General features: G+C 57.4%; 9 protein-coding genes. All 9 read left to right on the top strand.

The features are described 5' to 3' along the window. Window positions 1-2 precede the first annotated feature (2 nt). Window positions 3-2,147 carry a hypothetical protein gene (locus ABEG21_RS25530; RefSeq protein WP_347558396.1) on the top strand — a complete coding sequence of 715 codons (2,145 nt, stop codon included), beginning with the start codon at window positions 3-5 and terminating at the stop codon, window positions 2,145-2,147. A gap of 144 nt (window positions 2,148-2,291) precedes the next feature. Further along, on the top strand, window positions 2,292-4,334 hold the full coding sequence (locus ABEG21_RS25525) for a hypothetical protein (protein WP_347558395.1): 2,043 nt from the start codon (window positions 2,292-2,294) through the stop codon (window positions 4,332-4,334). Window positions 4,335-4,503: 169 nt separating this feature from the next. Continuing rightward, window positions 4,504-6,294 carry a hypothetical protein gene (locus ABEG21_RS25520; RefSeq protein ID WP_347558394.1) on the top strand — a complete coding sequence of 597 codons (1,791 nt, stop codon included), beginning with the start codon at window positions 4,504-4,506 and terminating at the stop codon, window positions 6,292-6,294. Window positions 6,295-6,475: 181 nt separating this feature from the next. After that, window positions 6,476-8,494: a hypothetical protein gene (locus tag ABEG21_RS25515; RefSeq protein WP_347558393.1), complete on the top strand. Its 2,019-nt coding sequence runs from the start codon at window positions 6,476-6,478 to the stop codon at window positions 8,492-8,494. Window positions 8,495-8,690: 196 nt separating this feature from the next. Continuing rightward, on the top strand, window positions 8,691-10,703 hold the full coding sequence (locus ABEG21_RS25510) for a hypothetical protein (RefSeq protein WP_347558392.1): 2,013 nt from the start codon (window positions 8,691-8,693) through the stop codon (window positions 10,701-10,703). Between the two features lie 6 nt (window positions 10,704-10,709). After that, window positions 10,710-12,725 carry a hypothetical protein gene (locus tag ABEG21_RS25505; protein ID WP_347558391.1) on the top strand — a complete coding sequence of 672 codons (2,016 nt, stop codon included), beginning with the start codon at window positions 10,710-10,712 and terminating at the stop codon, window positions 12,723-12,725. Window positions 12,726-12,800: 75 nt separating this feature from the next. After that, a complete protein-coding gene (locus tag ABEG21_RS25500; RefSeq protein WP_347558390.1) occupies window positions 12,801-14,858 on the top strand; it encodes a hypothetical protein in 2,058 nt (685 codons plus the stop codon). 78 nt (window positions 14,859-14,936) lie between these two features. Next, window positions 14,937-16,907 carry a hypothetical protein gene (locus tag ABEG21_RS25495; RefSeq protein ID WP_347558389.1) on the top strand — a complete coding sequence of 657 codons (1,971 nt, stop codon included), beginning with the start codon at window positions 14,937-14,939 and terminating at the stop codon, window positions 16,905-16,907. Between the two features lie 117 nt (window positions 16,908-17,024). Then, window positions 17,025-19,001 carry a hypothetical protein gene (locus tag ABEG21_RS25490; RefSeq protein WP_347558388.1) on the top strand — a complete coding sequence of 659 codons (1,977 nt, stop codon included), beginning with the start codon at window positions 17,025-17,027 and terminating at the stop codon, window positions 18,999-19,001. Window positions 19,002-19,202 lie beyond the last annotated feature (201 nt).

Raw genomic sequence — 19,202 nt, 5'->3', positions numbered from 1 at the left:
TTATGGAAGACAGCGTTGGGAAAGCAGGGAGCAATGCGTATCGTGGCGAGTATGACGCGTACCGCGACGATGCGCAGCTGACTTTCGGTGAAGCGGGACGCCTAGCCGACGACAGGACGGGTGGGTGCGGCATCGCGGCTTTTTCTGCGAGAAGCGGCGCCTGCACCGGATCGTTTGCGCTCCGGGAAGGCCCGATCGAGAACATGCCGGGCGATATATGGCTTCTCCTTATTACCTATCTGATCACGTCGGATGCGATGTCGCTCCGATGTACCGCGCATGCGGTGCACCGACCTTTACGGACAGTGACCGACGCGATTCTGAGCAGCTGTCGCATGATCGATCATGCGACGCAACCCGGGAAGCGGCTATCGGAGTCCAATGCCGATGCGATCGGAAAACTGTCGATGCTGGCCCTGGAAGTGCGCTGTGATTTGCTCAAGCGCTACGCCAAGCAAGCCGGAATGGCTGGTTCGGGGGAGCTGGGGTATATCGATTGCATGCGAACCGAGCCGCTCCCGATGCTGCGGGATCGCTATTTCACGAAACCATCGCCAGAGTCGGGCGGCGAACAGGCGCGCTCAGTGCAGTTGTGGCAATGCACGGTGACGTCATCGAAGGCGGCCTTGCTCGACCGGGCGCTCGATCCGTGTGGATGCATTGCACTCTCGGACCTCTATGCCGCGGAAATGTATGCGCCGCTGTTGGGTGTGATCGTGGATCCGGAAGCGCACGCAGACGCTGTGATGAACGAGGCCTTCGCGACATTATCGATGCGCCGGTGGTTGGATTTCCTTCACGCCGTTATTACGCTAAAGCGGGTCTGTCCCCGTATCGCAGCGGCATACAAGACACTGGTTTCCGACTTCGATTACACCTATCCGACGCCACGGATTCCCGTGCTTGCCGCCATCGTACATGCATCGCTGATGATAGGTCGACCGAAATCGGTGGGAACCCTTTCCTTGTGCCGCATCGAGGATTCCCCTCAAAACGACCTTTTTGCCGCATTCGTTCGTGCGTCGAGTGTCCGAAGTTCGATGTCGGTCAGGGAAATCTGTCTGCATCGACTCGGCATCACATTGGAATGCCTGCAGGCGGAAATCAAGCCACGCGTCGCCGAATGCGTTGCGCAATGTATCATCGACGTTCCCGAGATTCGGCCCATCGACATCCCCTGGCGTTTGCGGGATCTTGCGCGAAATTGGAGCGGTAACGATGATGGCTTTGCCGGATCCCTGCACCACGCATTGCTGACGACGCTTGCAAAGCGGGCATGTCGATGGTCGGCCCCCTGGTCGACGCTATCCGACGGATCCCGAATGGCCCTGCGCACACAAGTGCTCGGCCTTGCGCCGGACGATCAAGAACTGTCCCGCCTCGACGAGCAGTCGCTGTTCCGTTTGTGGGGGCTCTATTTCGAGATCGCGGATCCCGCCAAGGACAAGCTGTATCCCGGCTCGGAAATGATGCTCGACGCATTGCGATGGCCCTTACGCGCTGCGTTATGGCGCGTCGCGGCGGAGGTCCACGCAGACCCGCGGCGGGCCCGCAAAGGGCAAGTCAACGGGAGCTTCCATGCACTGTCCGCCAAATGTGTCGATGACATCTGCACACAGGCCTTGGAGGAGGGAAAGCCGCAGTTCGCGCTACCGGCATTGCAGGCAATATTGATGTGGCAGGTAACGCGGGCTTGCAGGACCGTCTGGGAGCGTGCAGAGCATGGGGCGACGGCGGAAGACCGGGGACTTGCTGAAAGTGATGCGCAGTGGCCGGTTTTCTCGATGGCGGCATGGGCGATTTTCGAACGCTGCACGCTTGCAGAGCGGCTGCCCTTTATTGCCGCGTTGTTCCGCTGTCGCGACGTGATCATCGAATGCGATCTCGAATGGCAGTACGAAACACTGGTAGCGGAAGATATCATCGCCTTTCTATGCGACCCGTCATCCTCATTGTGCTGTCCGTCAAACGTGGTTATCGATGCATTACACCATTACCTGCCGTCCTGTGCGGCGCTGCTGCCCGAGCGTCTCGCCGCCCCCGACAATTGGGAGGCGACGTTTTCAAGTCGCTTCGACCTGCCCCCGCTCGCGATAAAGCCGCTGCGTCTATTGCGCGAAAAGCGCAATGTCCGGCAAGGCGCGTGATGGAAATACGCGCGGGTTAAGGTGCGAAAGGACCGCGGCTGGCACTCCCGCGGACTTTTGTCGTTATCCGCTTCGTGCCGTCGGCGTTTCCTTCGGAGCCCAATGTCCCGATCTCCGCGGCGTCCCGTATATTTGGTGACTCAAATGTGGGGGCAGCGTGTTATGGAAAACGGATGTAGGCAGGCAGGGCGTGCCGAGTACACTTCGAACTATGGCGACGAGCATGGCGCGCGCGATGAACAGGCAGGCGTGCGAGACGCGGAAGCGACGTTTGCTGGGGACGCCGGTTTGGGCAACATCGTGCGCGACACGACAGTCGCGCCGCATTTTCTGGCGATTGCTGCGATCCAGGACATGCCGCGCGACGTATGGCGTGTTGTCGTAACCCATTTAGGACCCACCGATATCCTGTCGGTCCGATGTACCGCGCAGTCCGTTCGTTTGCACTTGACGGACGTCAGCAACGCCATTCTCTATGCGTGTCACGTACGCGATCAGATGATGCGATGCGAGACCGTCAAGACATGGTCCTCCCCCGACGTCATTGAACGATGCCTGACCGTCGGCCCGGAAGTCCGTTCCGACATGATCAAACGCTATGCGAAGCAAGCCGGAATGGCGTGTTTCGCGGCATCGATTCCCTATCTCCTTAGCAAGCTTCCCCGACTTGTACTCCTTAAGTCATGCTATTTCAAAGTGCCGACGGTCGATGCGATAACGTACCATGAACAGTCTGCGGCGACCTGGCGGCACCTTATCGATACGTCCAAAGTGGCGTTGTTGCAAGACGCGACCGACATTGGCAAGAGTGTCGCGCTTTGCGATCTCTATATTGCCGAAATGTTTGCACCGCTCCTGGGTGTTATTTCGCACGCGGATACGCATACAAAACGTGTGATAGGTGAGGCGCTCGTCAATCTCTCCAAAGCACGGCTGATGGATTTTCTGTACGCGCTCGATGAAATAAAGCATATCAGCCCGCATGTCACGCGTGCATATGAGGTCCTGTCGCGGGACTTCGACCGCAGCTATCCGATGCCTCGCGTAGACCTGCTCTCCGAGATCGTTTTCCTGACGTTGGCACGCAGAGAGGCGCTTGGCGTTCGTGACGACTGCTTGAACCGGATGGGTATCGATTCGGAGCACCTGACCGCGCACGTCATGCCGCGTGTCACCGAACGCATTGTCGAATCACTATTGGAACCCTCCGGCTATCCCCTCAATTTGTATGACCATCTGAACGGATATGTCAGTGCGTGGGGCGGCGATGACGCGTCTTTTCTCCACGCCTTGCATCAGTCTTTTATCACGGTACTTGCACGGAAGTCTTTGGACGATGTCCAGACGCGGTCATCGCTGAACGAGCAGGTTCGTACCGCGTGGTGTACGCAGACGTTGGGGATGGACCCAGGCGATTGCGCGCAGCGCGGCCTGGAGGGACTGACGATCATGAAATTCTGGGATGCCTATTTCCATATCGCTGCCACCAAATCGGTCCCAGTGAGGCGACGCGTGATGCGGCTGCCTTGGCCCTTGCAGGCTGCGTTGTGGCGGCTTGCAGCAGACAAGCAAGCGCTACCAAAACGGGCACTTTTTGGCCGATCGATTGCGGTCAATCAGGAAATTTTATCGGCTGACGTCGAGGCGTTGTGTGCAAAAGCTCTAAAAGATGACATCCCCGAGTGCGCCATATCGGTATTGGTAGCGACATTAAAATGGCAGATAACCCGCGCTTGTCACGCTGCATGGGAACGTGACATGTCGGGTCCGGTGACGAATGTCGGCGAGATAGCGAAATCCACGGTGGCGTTGTCGCAACTGGCATGGACCATTTTCGTGCGCTGCACGATCGCGCAGCGACTCCCGGTTCTGGCGACATTGTTCAGCTACCGGAATTTGTCCGAGGATTTGCAATGCGCATGGCCGCACGACCAGTTGGTCTCGGCGAATATCGTCGCATTCTTATCTGATCCAGGATCTTCACTGACCCATCCTTCCGCCGAGACAGTCGATGTGGTCTTGCATTATTTGCCGCTGTGTGAAAAACCAATGCCAGAGTTTTCCCTCGATATCGAAGCGATGATCGCGGCGATATCCGAGCGCTTCGATATTCCTCAGATCGAGGTAATGCGCGCGCTTGAATTGGCACGGCCATCCCAGAAAAGCATGCGTTTCGGCGCGGTCTGATCACTCGCCACGCGCCCGACATATTTTGCATCTCATCAACGAACGAAAATGCACAGCTATGGATAGTGGATTCAGCCTTGAAACAAGAGACGGCCACCGTGGATACGCGGAATGGATGGAACACGATGGATGGGCGGGGGCACCGATATTAAGTATGCCGGCGGATGTCATGCAGCACATCGCCATCTACCTCTGGACGTCCGAGACAATGTCGATGCGATGCACTGCGCATCTTGTAAGTGAGAAACTGAAGACCCTGACGGATACCATTCTAGCCGGCTGTCGATTGATCGATCTCGCGACGCGACCGGAAAATCGCCATAAAATAGTGTCGCCCGACGTGTTTCGCCGGTTTATGTCGCTACGTGTGGAGGTGCGATGCGACATGATTAGACGTTTTGCGAAGGTCCGCGGGTTGGCTAGCTTCCCTGATACGGCGTATGCCGATACCCATTCGTTGGCAACGCAGTCGACTGAGCAGCCCCACTATTCCAAAAAGCACATGCCGACGCTAGGGAGTCCACATGCGCAGTCGATGGAGGCTTGGCGGCTAACGTTGGATACAACGAAAACCCAGCTTCTCGATACAACGTTTGCCCCGCGCTCCAGCATAGCGTTTTCCCACCTATATGCTGCGGAGATGTATGCGCCTCTACTCGGCATCATTTCAAGCCCAGACGACCATGTTTACCGCGTGATGGCCGAGGCCGCTGCCAGTTTATCGATGCTCCGTTGGATGGATTTTCTGTATGCCCTTGGGCCGATAAAAACGCTCTGTGAACCCGTCGCCACCGCCTATAAAGCGCTTGCGAACGATTACGACCGCAGTTATCCGGTTCCACGAATTGACATGCTGTCTGTCATTGTCGGTGATGCGATGAAATGTCAGCATCGATCCGCGCGTGAAATGCGCATCAGTCGGATAGGCATCACAGAACATTGTCTGACGAAGGAAATCCTGCCGCGTATCACGCGAACGCATGTGGACATTGTCCTATCGGGACAGAGCCACGACGCGTTCAATATGGTCGGATATTTGCGGTGTGCATCTTTGACGTGGGACCATATGGGTACTGCTTTCTTCGCGTCTTTGCACTGCTCGTTCCTGTCCGCCCTCGCCGAGAAGGGGGTGTGCAGTTCGACGTCGTGGGCGAGCTTGTCCGAAAGCGAAAAAAACGCTTTGCGTTCGCAGGTCTTGGGGATTTCGCCGAGTGAAAGCGAACGATGCGCTCTTGCAGCAGCGGTGACGCCTGAATTTTGGGATTTGTATTGCGCCGTGACGGCTTCGCATGAGAAATGGCTATCTCCCGATTTCGAGCGAAGCATTGCCGGGCTCCCTTGGCCATTGCAGTCCGTCTTGTGGCGAACAATAATGAATGCCAAAGTGGACCCGTTACGCTTTTTCAATGGCCATCACGATCAGATTTTCTATATTCTACGTCGGTCCTTGATCGATCCTTTAAACGTGAAGGCACTGGAAGAAGGGAAACCCGCGTTGGCGATCCCAGCGCTGGTGGCGTTCCATCGATGTCAGGTGGCCTGTGCGTTTTCGGATGATTGGGGGCCCAAGGAGCCTTCGGATCCCACTGACGCGGAATTGCGGATAATCCATAATCCGACGTTATCGTTGCAATCCTGGAAGGTGTTCGAGCGTTGCTCGCTGATAGAACGTCTGCCCTTGGTTGCAGCGCTGTTCCGATATCGCGATATGTTGATCAAGAAGGGTTATGAATGGAAATATGACGCGTTGATAGAGATGGATGTCGTTTCATTGATATGCGACTCCGTCGACGCGATTCTCTTTCCGCCTGCCGACGTGGTCGCCGTGTTGCTACACTACCTGCCACAGTGCGCGGGGCAATTAAAGCAGCATGTGATAGACGGGAACAGTTGGGAGGTGGCGTTTGCGAAACGATTCGATCTGCCACTGCAGGACGTGATGCTCAGGATGAACGGGTAGACGGTGCCGGTCAGTACCCGTGTTGCCAGGCATACGCGGGAACCTGACTGTCGATGGTGCGTGCACGATCATGCTCAAGAGGGGCGGGTTCGCACCTTGACGGTTATCTTCGGACCCGTGTTTTGAGAAGATAGACACATCACGTATATTTTACATAGCGAAAATTACGGGATGGCAGCGCATGAAGCGAGATTTTAGGACGGTCTACGACGTCGACTATAGCAGCGACTATAGCGCGGAATACGACATCGCCTGCGATGGGCGCGACGCGCTGGGCCATGGGGAGATATTTTTCCATCGAGACGTCGACGCGGACTTGCCGATCATCGATGCTGCTGAAGGCCCGATAAAAAGCCTGCTGCCGGAGATTTTGTGTCTCATTACGACGTATTTGTCGTCGGCGGAAAAGCGCGCACTCGGAAGTACTGCACATGCGACGCAACGTCAGCTGAAAGGTGTGACCGATGCCATATTGTCTGGCTGCGGGATGATCGATCTCGCGTCGCAACGTGCGGGTACGCCGTCGTTACCTGCTTCCGCAGTGATTGCGAGCATGGCTTCCTTTCGCGTGGAAATACGATGTAGCATGCTCAAGCGCTATGCCGCGCAAATCGGAATGCTGAGCCATGTTGTCGCTATCCGAAATATCGAGCCGACGTGGGCAATGAGGTGTCGATATTTCGAGAAACCCGACTTCGAATCGAGCAGCGACCAAAAGGCGTCCATGCGGTCGTGGACGTCCGCAGTCGATTCCACGAAGACCGCACTGTGTGGCATGACATTCGATCTGCCGCGTAGTATTGCTCGATCCGTTCTTTACGTCGCGGAGATGTATGCGCCGTTGTTCGGCGTGATATCCGATCCCGAAACGCATATACGGCGCGTGATGAACGAGGCTGCCGCCAATCTACCACTGCATCAATGGATGGAATTTCTCCATGCCTTGGTTCCGATAAAAGACGTGTGGACACCCATCGCGGAAGCGATCGATACACTCGCGACGGAATACGATCGTAGCTATCCACAACCGCGAATGGCGGTGCTCGCCTCGATCGTTCAAGCAGCGATGACCGTGCCCCACGGGAAGCCGATGCGAGATGTGTGCCTGAATCGATTCAGGATATCGCCCCAGGATTTGACAGCGCGCCTCATTCCGCGCGTCACCGAAAGCGTCGTGGCATCGCTTCTCTCGCAGATCGCCACGCCTGGACGAACCGTACGTGCGCGCTTGCAATGGTTTATCGGATCTTGGGCGGACGTCGAAGGGACCATCGCCGCATCGCTTCACCAGTCCTTCTTGACCGCGCTGGCAAAGGACAGACTTGATCGCACGACACCTTGGGCATCGCTCTCCGAGCCCGTCCGCGCGGCGTTACGTACATCCGTGCTGGATATCGGCCCGAGTGAGGGCGACCGTTACGGTCTCGCCGGATCCGAGGTCGTCGATTTTTGGGGACTCTATTTTGAAATAAAAGACCGCAACGCACTTGTTCTGGCGATAGATGTCTCGGCGCGATTGGATGCATTGCCGTGGCCGCTACAGGCCACACTCTGGCGGGTGGCGGCGGATGCACATGCGGACCCGCACCGTGCGGCCCGAGGCCATGCCTGCCCGATGCTCCATCACCTGTCCGTCGAACAAGTGGATCGCTTATGCGTGCGCGCGCTGCAGGACGGCATGCCGCAGCGCGCGATTCCTGCGTTGCAGGCAGCATTGAAATGGGAGCTGACGCGCGCGTGCGGATCGGAGGCGGGCAGGCCGAAACAGTTCGCGCTTTCGTCATATACGGCGCCATCCACGCATGTGGAAACGCATCTTCGATGCACACCGGTCGCGATGACGATTCTCGAGGCGTGCACGGCGGCGCAGCGATTGCCGTTCGTCGCGATGTTGTCCGCCTATCGCGAGCTTATGATCAAGTGCGGTTACACATGGACCTTCGAGGCATTGATATCGAACGATATCAGGGTGCTCTTGAGCGATCCGACGTTCTGCTTGACGCGTCCTTCGCCGGATGTCGTGCAAGTTCTGCGGCACTACCTGCCGGTATTTTGGGAATTCTTGCCCGAAAGTCGACTCGGACGGACCGCGGGCAAGGCGGCGTTTGAGAAGCGTTTCGACCTGCCGTCGACGGAGACGGCGCGCGCGACCCTTTGGCGTAGCGAAGCGCAGAGTGATATGCGACACACATCGCTCTGACGTCGTCCGCTGGGTGTCGGCCTGTCCGGCAAGACCATGGTGCCCGTGGTCGCGTCAGTACGACTTTTCAGACCCGCCGGTGCCCACACCCATTTCGCTGTTAGTACGTGTTCTGTACGACGTATTCGTGCCCCCGGGTTTGCAACGTTAATGAGTCTCGTATATTCGGCGAACCGATATACGGGGGTGGCATGTCATGGAGAGCAACTTCAAGCTGGCATACAGCAGGGACGTCGGTGGTCAGCACTGGGACAGTGGCCACGAGACGCTGTATGGACCGGTAGTCGGCCGCTTTGGGAAGCGCGCCACGGAATGCGACGTCATCTCGATCCGCGATCGACGCGACGTCCGGTGGACCGGTGAAGTGGTCCCGGAAGGGCCGATATTGAGTATGCCCACCGATTTATGGTGTCTCATTATCCCGTATCTGCTGACATCTGAAGCCATGTCTGTGCGGGGCGCCGCACGCGTGGTTCAGAAACATTTGAGGGTCGTCACCGATTCGATTCTCGATGGCTACCGGATGATCGAAGGGTGGGCGCAGGATCGACATGTGCAAGCCCGCGCCGCGCCGGAGGTCATCGGCAAGCTTCTGACGCTGCGTCTGGAGGCGCGATGCGACGCCATCAGGCGTTACGCCAGACGTGCCGGGATGGCCTGTTCCTCGGAATCGGGGCATATCGCGCTAAGCAAGGCGGAGCCATTACAGACGCTGACGAACCGCTATTACAAATTACGATCCGCCGATGCAGCGAGCCCGGACGCGCAAGCCGCGCTGGCTTGGCGGCTGACGATCGATACGACAAAGTCGGCGCTGCTCAACGCCACATTCGATGCGTCTCAGAGCATCGGCCTGTCGGATCTCTACGCGGCGGAAATGTATGCGCCGCTATTAGGTTTGATTCCGGCGCCATACGACCATTCGCGTCGCATCGTGCGGGACGCGGAAGCGACTTTGTCGCGGCTGCGCTGGATGGATTTTCTGTTCGCCGTCGACCCGCTAAAGGATGTCTGTAGTGCGATCGGAACCGCCAATTACACGCTACTTGCGGACTTCGACCGCCATTATCCGAGGCCGCGAATAGACGTGCTCGGAAAGATGGTCCACACGGCGTTCTCGTTTCCGCTGCTCCGATTGGTCCGGGATAAGTGTCTGAACCAATTCGGTATCGGCGCACACTGTCTCGCCGAGGAAATCATCCCGCGTGTCACAGCTGCCGTTGCGGAATCGGTTTTTACGGATCCGTTTATGCGCGCGACCGAAATACCCACGCATCTGGGCCTTCTCGCGGAACGATGGGGTTCCGATAACGGTGCATTCGCGGCGTCGCTGCACCAATCGTTTTTGTCCCTTCTGGCGAAGAAAAGCGGCTCGCGGTCGGCGGTGCGGGAGGGGCAAACAGAAACGTATCGGACCGCAATCAAAAATTGCGTGTTAGGCATCGCGACGTCGGATATTGACTTAGGCGGCCTGGGCGGACACACCTTATTCGATTTCTGGGGACTGTATTTCGAGATGACCGACCCGGTTGCCGTCGTCGTGTTTCCGACGACGGCGCAGCGGATCGAGCGCTTGCCCTGGCCGATAAAGGCTTGCCTTTGGCGACTCGCGTCGGAAATGGAAGCAGACCACCAACGTGCCATGCACGGCCAATTCAACGGTTCATTTCAGGGGATGTCCGCCAAATCCGTGGAATCCTTATGCATCCAGGCTCTCGCAGACGGTAAGCCGCAGTATGCGATACCGGCGCTTCAGGCGTCGATTAAATGGATAGTCGCCCGGGAAACCCGGGCTATGTGGAGCGCGCGGATGCGGCCGCAGTCCTCCTTCGCGGAAAACGTGGATCACGCCGCACGCTGCCCGGTCATATCCGAGGCCGAGTGGTCTATCTTTGCAGCCTGTTCGCTCGCCGAGCGTCTTCCCTTCGTCGCGACGTTGTTTGGCTGTCGCAACGCGGTAAAGCGATGCGGATACGAATGGACCTATGACGCCATGATCGCGGAGGATGTCGTCGATTTTCTCTGTCATCCGGGGTCTTCATTAACCCGTCCATCGACTGAAGTCGTCGCGGTTTTACTCCACCATTTGCCACTCTGCGGTCAGCGCCTACCTGAATCCTCCCTGGGCCCAAACGCGGGAAAGTCGGCCTTTAGCAAGCGCTTCGACCTGCCGTTCTCCGACAATCTCGATCTCCCTATTGGAGGGTAAGGTGTCATGGAACGTGACTTCAGCATGGCGTGTGCCGTCCCTTACCGTGCAGACGATCGCGACGACCGTTGCGGCGACTGCAGCGCGGCCTATGGTCGGGAAAAGAGACCCCTCTACGAGCCGACAGGACGCGCCGAAAGGGGTGTCAGCCTGCTTGCTTGCGACGATGGGCGAGATCGTACCGTGGGAGTGGGGCCGATCAGTGCGATGCCTGGCGATTTATGGCGTCTCATCGTTACCTATCTGCGGACCTCGGAAACGATGACGTTGCGTTGTACCGCCTCCGCGGTACAACGACAATTGAAAGTGATCACCGACGCCATTTTGGAGGGCTGTTGGATGATCGATGGATTGCCGCAGGAAGGACCCGCGGAATCGAACGCTTCATCTCAGATAATCGACGCGTTGTCGAGCTTAAGATTCGAAGCGCGCTGCGACATGCTCCAGCGCTACGCAAGACAAGTCGGAATGGGCGGTTTCGATTTTGCTGCGCACGGCCTTGCAGGGAAAGCGGACGCACGAACGGCGCTTTACAGCCATTACTTCGCAAAGAAATTCTTAGCGTCGGAAAGCGCTCGCATTGCGTCTGTACTGGCCTGGCGGCGCACCGTCGATATGACGAAAGCGGTGCTTTTGGATGACGCAAAAAGCCCATCTCCAAGTATCGCCCTGTCGCAACTCTATGCCGCGGAGCTGTATGCGCCCTTGCTCGGCATCATTGCCGATCCGCACGCGCATGTACGGTGCGTGATGGACGAGGCCGCCGCGACCTTATCAACGCTTCGGTGGATTGAGTTCCTCTATGCGGTTTTTCCGCTAAAAGATATCTTGGCGCCGGTTGAAACGGCTTTTCAGGTGCTCGCGGTCGAGTTCGACCGCGCTTACCCGATGCCGCGCATCGAGGTGCTCGCTACCGTCGTGGGTGAGGCGATGAAGATCCCACATCGTCAGTCCGTGCGAGAAATTTGCCTACACCGAATCGGTTTGACGTCGGCGTACGTTGCCGACCAGATCACGCCGCGTATCGCGGAATCCGTAACCACCTGGTTGCTCTCGGATGCGACGGTCCGTGCAGCAGACTTGCAATGGCGTTTGACGATGCTTGCGGAGCGCTGGGGCGACGACGATGGGGCGTTCGCCTCCGCCCTGCATCTCTCTTTTCTGAACGCGGTGGCGAAGAACGCCTACTGTGAGTCGATGCCTTGGTCGCGGTTGTCTGAAGCTGTGCGCATTACCTTGTGCACCAGAGTGCTCGGCATTGCCCCGTGCGAAAGCGCGCAGTGCGGTTTGAAGGGCACGGTAATTTTTGATTTCTGGGGCTTGTACTACAAACTTGCCGATCCGATGCTGGCCGCGCTTTCGGCAGGGGTCGAGTCGAAGATAGACGCGCTTCCTTGGCCCTTGCAGGCCGCGCTATGGCGGCTGACAGCGGAGACCCACTCGGATCCGCAGAGCGCGTTGACGCGCTTTCCGGGACAGGGATTCCACGCGCTATCTATCGAGCGCATCGACGCGCTATGCACGCAGGCACTGCAAGAAGGCCGTCCGAAGTTTGCGCTAGCCGCGTTGATCGCAGCACTGCGTTGGCAGGTGATACGCGCTTGTGAGTCCATTTGGGATGACCCATCCACCGTCGAACCGGCGCATTCCCTACGCGAGATGGCGCGTGCGGGGAAACGGGTTAGCTTCCCGCTGGCCGCATGGTCGGTTTTCGAGTGCTGTTCGCTTGCCGATCGCCTGCCGTTTATCGCCGCATTATTCAGTTATCGCGACTTGCTGCAGCAATGTGGATATTACTGGCAGTACGAGGCGGTGGTGGCGAAAGATATCGTTGCGTTTATGGTCGATGCGGATTCGCGACTTATTCGACCGCCCTGCGATGTCATCCATGCTTTATTGCATCACTTGCCTTCGTGCGGCGAACGCCTGCCCGAATTTATCGCCGACCCCGAAAATTGGGAGGCCGCATTTGCAAGACGATTCGATTTGACGTCGACGGATCACGCGAACAGGGTCCAATAAGACCGGACATCTCGATCATTAGCGCGTAGACGCGCCGCATATATTCATTGACGTAATGTTATGGAGTGGCGTGTCATGGAAAGTGGATTTCAGATGACAATGGGCGATAACGGCTTAGAGGACAGCCGTTATTACAGTGACGACCTTTTCGGTATTGATAGTCGCGACTTCAGCGACGGTGCCAGTAGCGACTCGGATTGCGCGGATTGGCGTAGCCAGGCGCTGCCAGGCAAAGTCGACGTCATGTCGGGGATGGGCGCGATAGATGCGGAGACCATGCACCTTCCTGAAGGGCCGATGAAACATCTACCACAGATGTTCTGGCGCGAGATTGTCACCCACCTACTGACAACGGAAACGATGTCGCTCAGGTGCACTGCACGCGTCGTTTTTCGTCACCTGGAACAGGTGACCGATGCCATTATCGATGGCTGCCGCATCGTCGATCAAGCCACGCTAGGCGGCATTTTCGACGTGACATCGGCACCAGTGCTGCTGGACAATTTGATGACGCTTCGATTGGAGACGCGTTGTAGCTTGCTAAGGCGCTACGCAAAACAAGGTGGCATGGCGCGGTTAGAAGCCAGCGGCCCTAGTGGAACGGGAAAGTCTGAACCTATCCATCAACGAAAATTACGCTACTTTACGCGACACGCTCTTACGTCAGGGAGTCGCCTCGAGAATTCGGTGCGCGCATGGCGTTGGGCGGTGGCGATGACAAAGGCCGAGTTGCACGAGGCAAGGTACGACGTCTCCGGTAGTGTCGCGCTATCCGAACTCTTCGCTGCCGAAATGTATGCGCCGCTGGCGCGTGTCGTGGCGAATCCAGCCGAACATATGCGGCGCGTCGTGAACGAGGCGTATTCGACATTGTCTATGCCGCGATGGATAGATTTTCTCCATGCGACCCAGGACCTGAGGACGATATGTAATCCCATCGCACGCGCTTATCGTGCGCTTTCGGCGAGTATCGATAGCCGTTTTCCGCTGCCTCGTCTCGCAGTGATTGCGTCGATCGTTCATGCGTCGATGACGAGTCCGCGCGGAAAGCAATTACGTGCGATTTGTTTGAATCGAATAGGTCTCTCTCCCGAATGCCTGAACGATCAGATCGTGCCGCGCGTCACGGATGCGATCGTCGAATCGATTCTCCTCGACCCGTTCCTCCGAGGGATGGATGTGCCGTATCGCTTGCTACAGCTCGCGGAGCGCTGGGATAGCAACGATGGGGTATTTGCCGCATCCTTGCATCGATCTTTCTTGAGCGGACTTGCAAAGAATGTTTTTTGCAGCGTACAAACCTGGAAAAGTCTTTCCCGACCCTTCCAGGATGCTTTATGCACCCGTGTTTTGGGCATAGCGCCGCATGACGCACTGACGAACCAATACAACGCGCTGACGATCGTTGCATTTTGGGGCCTGTATTTCGAAGTCACCAGTCCTACCAATCGGATGCGGTTGCCAGACGTGGCGTGGAAAATAGACGCGCTCCCTTGGCCACTACAGGCGACATTGTGGCGGCTCGCAGCGGAGGTTCACGCGGACCCGCATCGTACGCGGCGCGGCACAGCCAGCGTGTCGTTCGAAGCGCACTTGATGGAACGACTGGATCGCTTATGCACGCATGCGCTCAATACCGACGCGCCGCACTATGCGCTTCCCGCCTTGCAGGCAAGTTTGAAATGCCAGGTTGCGAGGGCCTGTCTCGATTTGTCGCCACCCTTCCCGATGGGGGAGGCCGCGCAGCACGGGCGTGATCCGCAGTGCCCGGTATTTTCCCAAGCGGCGTGGTCTGTTTTCGAACGGTGTTCGATCGAGGAGCGATTGCCATTCGTGGCTGCTTTATTCAGCCAACGCGAGGCAGTGCGCCTTTGCGGCTATAAATGGCTGTACGAGTCCTTGATCGCGGAAGACGTTGTGACGTTTCTCTGCGACCCCACTTCAACGCTGGTGCTGCCTTCCCGAGAGATCGTTCAGCTGCTGTTGCATCATTTGCCGCTATGCGGCGGACGCTTACCGGAGGCCGTGCTGGGCCGAGATCATTGGGAGACGGCGCTTGCTAAACGCTTCGGCGTGCCACCAGAGGACTTGACGCTTCCGCTCGGCAGGGATCGACACTGGTTTCGAAGCTAAGGTCGGGCCTGCGACACCTGGCCATTCGCGAAGGGGTCGGCGATGGATGATCACCGAAAACTATGGAGATGGCAGCGCATGAATAGCGCCTTTTCGCTGATGGATTGCAAGCTGCACGGTACGTGGGTCGGTGTCGATGGGGACGACGGTGATTGCAGCGGGCCGTATGATCCCAAATACGGGATATATGGCGATGAGGGCACGACCGGTGCGCTCGGCACCAGCGTGCACGACGGGGAGGTTTGGGAGCCTGCGTATGGTTTAGCGGAGGGGCCGATCAAAGCACTCCCTGAAGACTTATGGCCGGTCATCGTCACGTATTTGTCGACCTCTGAAGCGTTGTCGCTTCGCGGCACTGCCGTCGCGGTACAGAAAGCGTTGCAGCACGTGACCGGTTCGATACTCGATGGCTACAGGACGCTCGACAAGGTCATGCAGTCGGAAAAGCAGGCATCGGTATGTCGTCTCGAATCGATCGAAGTGCTATGCGGCATCGGATTGCCAGCACGCGCCGAGATGATGAAGCGGTATGCCAGAAGCGCCGGACTGGCGCGCAGGATTGCGTTTGCCACGGGGGGAAAGCATGAACCCGAACCGACGCGTGCGTTGAGAACGCGCTACTTCGAAAAGCACATGGCTATACCGAAAGGCGGTCATGAAAAAGTGTCTACGGCATGGGCCAAGGCGATCGATCAGACCAAGGCGGCGTTGCGCGATATTACCTTCGATATGTCCTGCAGTACCGCGCTCTCCGACCTGTATGCGGCGGACCTGTATGCGCCGCTATTGGGACTCGTGTCGAACCCGGAGGCGCATGTGCGACAGGTAATGGATGGCGCCGAAAAACTGTCGATGCGCTGCTGGATGGACTTTCTCTATGCAGTCGAGCCTTTGATAGACGTTTGCCCATCCATCGCGGCGGGTTATAAGTCGCTGACGGCGAACTTCGATCGCCGATACCCGATGCCGCGAATCGATGTGCTTGCCACCATCGTGCGCCGGTTGATGATGTCGAGCGGCCCGGATCCGGTGCGGGATGTGTGTTTGCATCGGATGGGCATCGATCCGCATTGCCTGGCGGAAAGTATCACGCCGCGTATTACGCAATCTATTGCGGAAGCGATTTTAACTGATCCGCTTGTCCGCGGGATAAGCGTTGCACATCGCTTGCAGATGTATGCGCAGCGCTGGGATAACGAAGATACGCTTTTTGCCGCGTCCCTGCATCTCTCCTTTATCGACGCGCTGGCAAGGAGAGCGTATCGCGGATCGACGCAGTGGCTGACTTTGCCGGAATCCGCGCGGCGGACGTTGCGTACGCGCGTGCTTGGCATCGCCCCTGGCGAGAGTGAAAAATATGGACTCAGCGGGCGTGCGATCTTTGATTTCTGGGGGCTCTACTTCGAGATAGCCGACCCGAATACGGCGGTGCAGTCTCCGAAACTCGCGTCGCGAATTGATGCGCTCCACTGGCCTTTACAAGCCAAACTCTGGCAATTGTCCGCAGAAGGGCGCGAGGATCCGCGCATACCGTTTGCGGGGCCCGAAAAAAATGTGTTTCAGGTCTTGTGTAGTAAACGCGTCGACATCTTGTGTACCCAGGCCATGATGGCGCGAAAGCCGGCAATCGCCATGTCGGCGCTACAGGCCGTGTTGAAATGGCAGGTTATCCAGGCGTGCGAGTCCTTTTGGCGAGATTCAAAAGCGGGTGTCCCCCGCCGCGCCGCCGAATGTCCTGAGTTGTCGCGAATCGCGTGGACGGCTTTCGACTGTTGCGCGCCAGCCGAACGGCTCACCTTCGTCGCCGCACTGTTTAGCTATCGCGAAGTGCTCACGCAATGCGGCTATGTATGGGATTTTCAGGCAATGATCTCGCAAGACGTCGTGTCATTTCTATGTGACCCTCGCAATGCGCTAGTCTGCCCCGCGCAGGCGGTAGTCGACGTCTTGATGCATTATTTACCGCTGTGCGGCGACCGGTTGCCGGAATTTGCCTTAGGCCCGGGGGCGTGCGGCGCTGCGCTTGCCAAACGTTTGGATATTATCTAAGGCGCCGGATATATGAGACATTAGTTCGCGTCCCATATAGATTGTTCGCGTGCCGTCGTAAGAAATGGGGCCCATCGTCGTAGACTCCGCGAAGCGATACGACAAGGATGGTGTTTTATGGAAAGCAGCGCGATGTATATCGGTTATGGCAACGGCTTTACGGCGCAGGCTGACGACTGCGTATTCGCATCGGCAACGGAAGCCGGCAATCCTCTAGCGGAACCGAAAACTGGCTGCCAGCCTATGATCCTGTCGGACGCGGCAATGATCAATCTGCCTGCCGACGTATGGCATCTCATTACTTCGCACCTGATGACGGCGGAAAGGATGGCGCTGCGGTGTACCGCGACTGCCGTGTATCGGAATTTGAAAGTGCTTACCGATGCGATTCTTTACGCGTGTGGCACGATCGACGACTTGACGGGGCGCGGGAATCAGGCAAAGGTATCGGCGCCCGCGTTCCTCGATGAACTGTCGACCCTTCCGCTCGACGTTCGATGCGACATGATCAGGCGTTATGCCAAGCAAGCGGGCGCATACGCAGGCATTGTATTTAGGCATATCCCGATCGCAACAAACTGGGAGGAAGACGGTGAGGATTTTAGGATCCGTTTTACCACGAAACCTTCAGCGGAACCGGGCTCGGACCGAGAGTGCTTTACGTCGTCCTGGCGAAGAACGGTCGATGTGTCGAAGGCGGCATTGCTTGAAATGACGTCCGACGCTTCGGCTAGCATCGCGCTCGCCGATTTGTTTGCGGCCGAGATGTATGCACCGCTCCTTGGGGTCGTACCCGCCCCGGAAGCGCATGTCATGCAGGTCATGGTTGAGGCCGCCGAGCGATTGTCGGTGATGCGTTGGATGGATTTTCTGTATTCGGTTGGCTCGCTGGTACGCGTCTGCAAGCCTTTGTCAGACGCTTATGAGACACTGGCAGCCAACTTCGACGCCAATCATCCGATGCCTAGAATCGACGTGCTCGCCGCGATTATTCAATCGATGGTTAACGTGCGGACGTCGCAGTCGGTTCGGGAGCGTAGCATAAGCCGAATGCACGTCACGGTACAAATGCTAAAGGAGGAAGTCGTTACTCGGGTAACACTGGCCATTGCGGAGCAGCGTCTTTCGAAGTCACAGATCACGCCGTTTATATGGAATCACATATTGGAGGGAAGTGCGCGACGCTGGAAAATAGACGATGCGTCGTATCTGATGGCGCTGCACAACGCGTTTCTGACTACGCTTGCAAGGATGTCCTATTCGGAGTCGACGCGCTGGTCGAGTCTTCCCGAGGCGGTGCGTGTCGCGATGCGGACGCAAGTATTGGGCATTCCGCCGAGTGATCTGGATGCGTACCTTCCCGAGGGCACGGGAGCGCTTCTTCTTTGGAAAGCGTATTTTGCTATTTCCAAGAACATGGTGAAGGACTTTGGAATAAGCGAATCCGAATTGGACACACTGCCATCGCCTTTGCTTGCTGCGTTATTACGGCACGAAGCAGAGATTCACGCGCGGCCGCGAGATGTCTTGCAGGGCACATTCTTCTCGCTGCATCACGACTTGTCTTCGGTGGAACGCGTCGATAGGATAGGTACTCAGGCCTTGCGATCGGGTCAGCCGGAGTTCGCGCTGATGGCAGTCCAAGCCGCATTGAAATGGCAGATAACGCGGGCTTGCGAGCGAACTCGTGATGCGCGGACATTACCGCTTGCGCCTGACTTGCCGCTTGCGCCTGATTTGAAACAGCTCGAATGGACGCCCGCGATGGAAGCGATTATCGACGCTTGCACGGACGCGCAGCGTTTGCCCTTGATCGCGGATTTATTCAGCTACCGCGACGTCTTGATGGAATGCGATTACGCGTGGACATTCGATGACATGATATCTGACAATGTTCGCGCGTTTTTAATTGACGAGCGCTCGTCGCTGATTCGGCCGTCGAAATCCACCCGCAATGTCCTGTTGCACCACGTACACTCATGCATCGAAGCATTACCGGAATGGGCCCTTGGTCCAAATCATTGGGAGGCGGCGTTTGCAAAGCGTTTCGATCTTCCATTGACTGGTGATACCGTTGTCATCGATTGGCGTTGAGGACGCAGTCCTAAGCGGGACAGGAACGACGCCGCAATCAGACGTGCGTCGGTCTGGCCGTTGTCTTCGCGTACACTGAATACATCATCGCGGCGCCCGCGCGATAGGAAGCGACACGACGATATCGCGTCCTCAAAGACGCGTGGGCGTATCCGCATGCTCGACGATTGATGCGTGTTCTGTACGCCGTATTCGTCCTCG

The organism is Robbsia sp. KACC 23696 (assembly GCF_039852015.1).
In the GTDB taxonomy this organism is placed as follows: Bacteria; Pseudomonadota; Gammaproteobacteria; order Burkholderiales; family Burkholderiaceae; genus Robbsia.
This window is presented reverse-complemented; position numbering and strand designations above follow the sequence as displayed.

Bases quoted from the DNA above. Each gene is read 5' to 3' on its own strand.
- ABEG21_RS25495 (WP_347558389.1), top strand. From the start codon at position 14,937: ATGAATAGCGCCTTTTCGCTGATGGATTGCAAGCTGCACGGTACGTGG.
- ABEG21_RS25490 (WP_347558388.1), top strand. From the start codon at position 17,025: ATGGAAAGCAGCGCGATGTATATCGGTTATGGCAACGGCTTTACGGCG.
- ABEG21_RS25505 (WP_347558391.1), top strand. From the start codon at position 10,710: ATGGAACGTGACTTCAGCATGGCGTGTGCCGTCCCTTACCGTGCAGAC.
- ABEG21_RS25510 (WP_347558392.1), top strand. From the start codon at position 8,691: ATGGAGAGCAACTTCAAGCTGGCATACAGCAGGGACGTCGGTGGTCAG.
- ABEG21_RS25525 (WP_347558395.1), top strand. From the start codon at position 2,292: ATGTGGGGGCAGCGTGTTATGGAAAACGGATGTAGGCAGGCAGGGCGT.
- ABEG21_RS25530 (WP_347558396.1), top strand. From the start codon at position 3: ATGGAAGACAGCGTTGGGAAAGCAGGGAGCAATGCGTATCGTGGCGAG.
- ABEG21_RS25515 (WP_347558393.1), top strand. From the start codon at position 6,476: ATGAAGCGAGATTTTAGGACGGTCTACGACGTCGACTATAGCAGCGAC.
- ABEG21_RS25500 (WP_347558390.1), top strand. From the start codon at position 12,801: ATGGAAAGTGGATTTCAGATGACAATGGGCGATAACGGCTTAGAGGAC.
- ABEG21_RS25520 (WP_347558394.1), top strand. From the start codon at position 4,504: ATGCAGCACATCGCCATCTACCTCTGGACGTCCGAGACAATGTCGATG.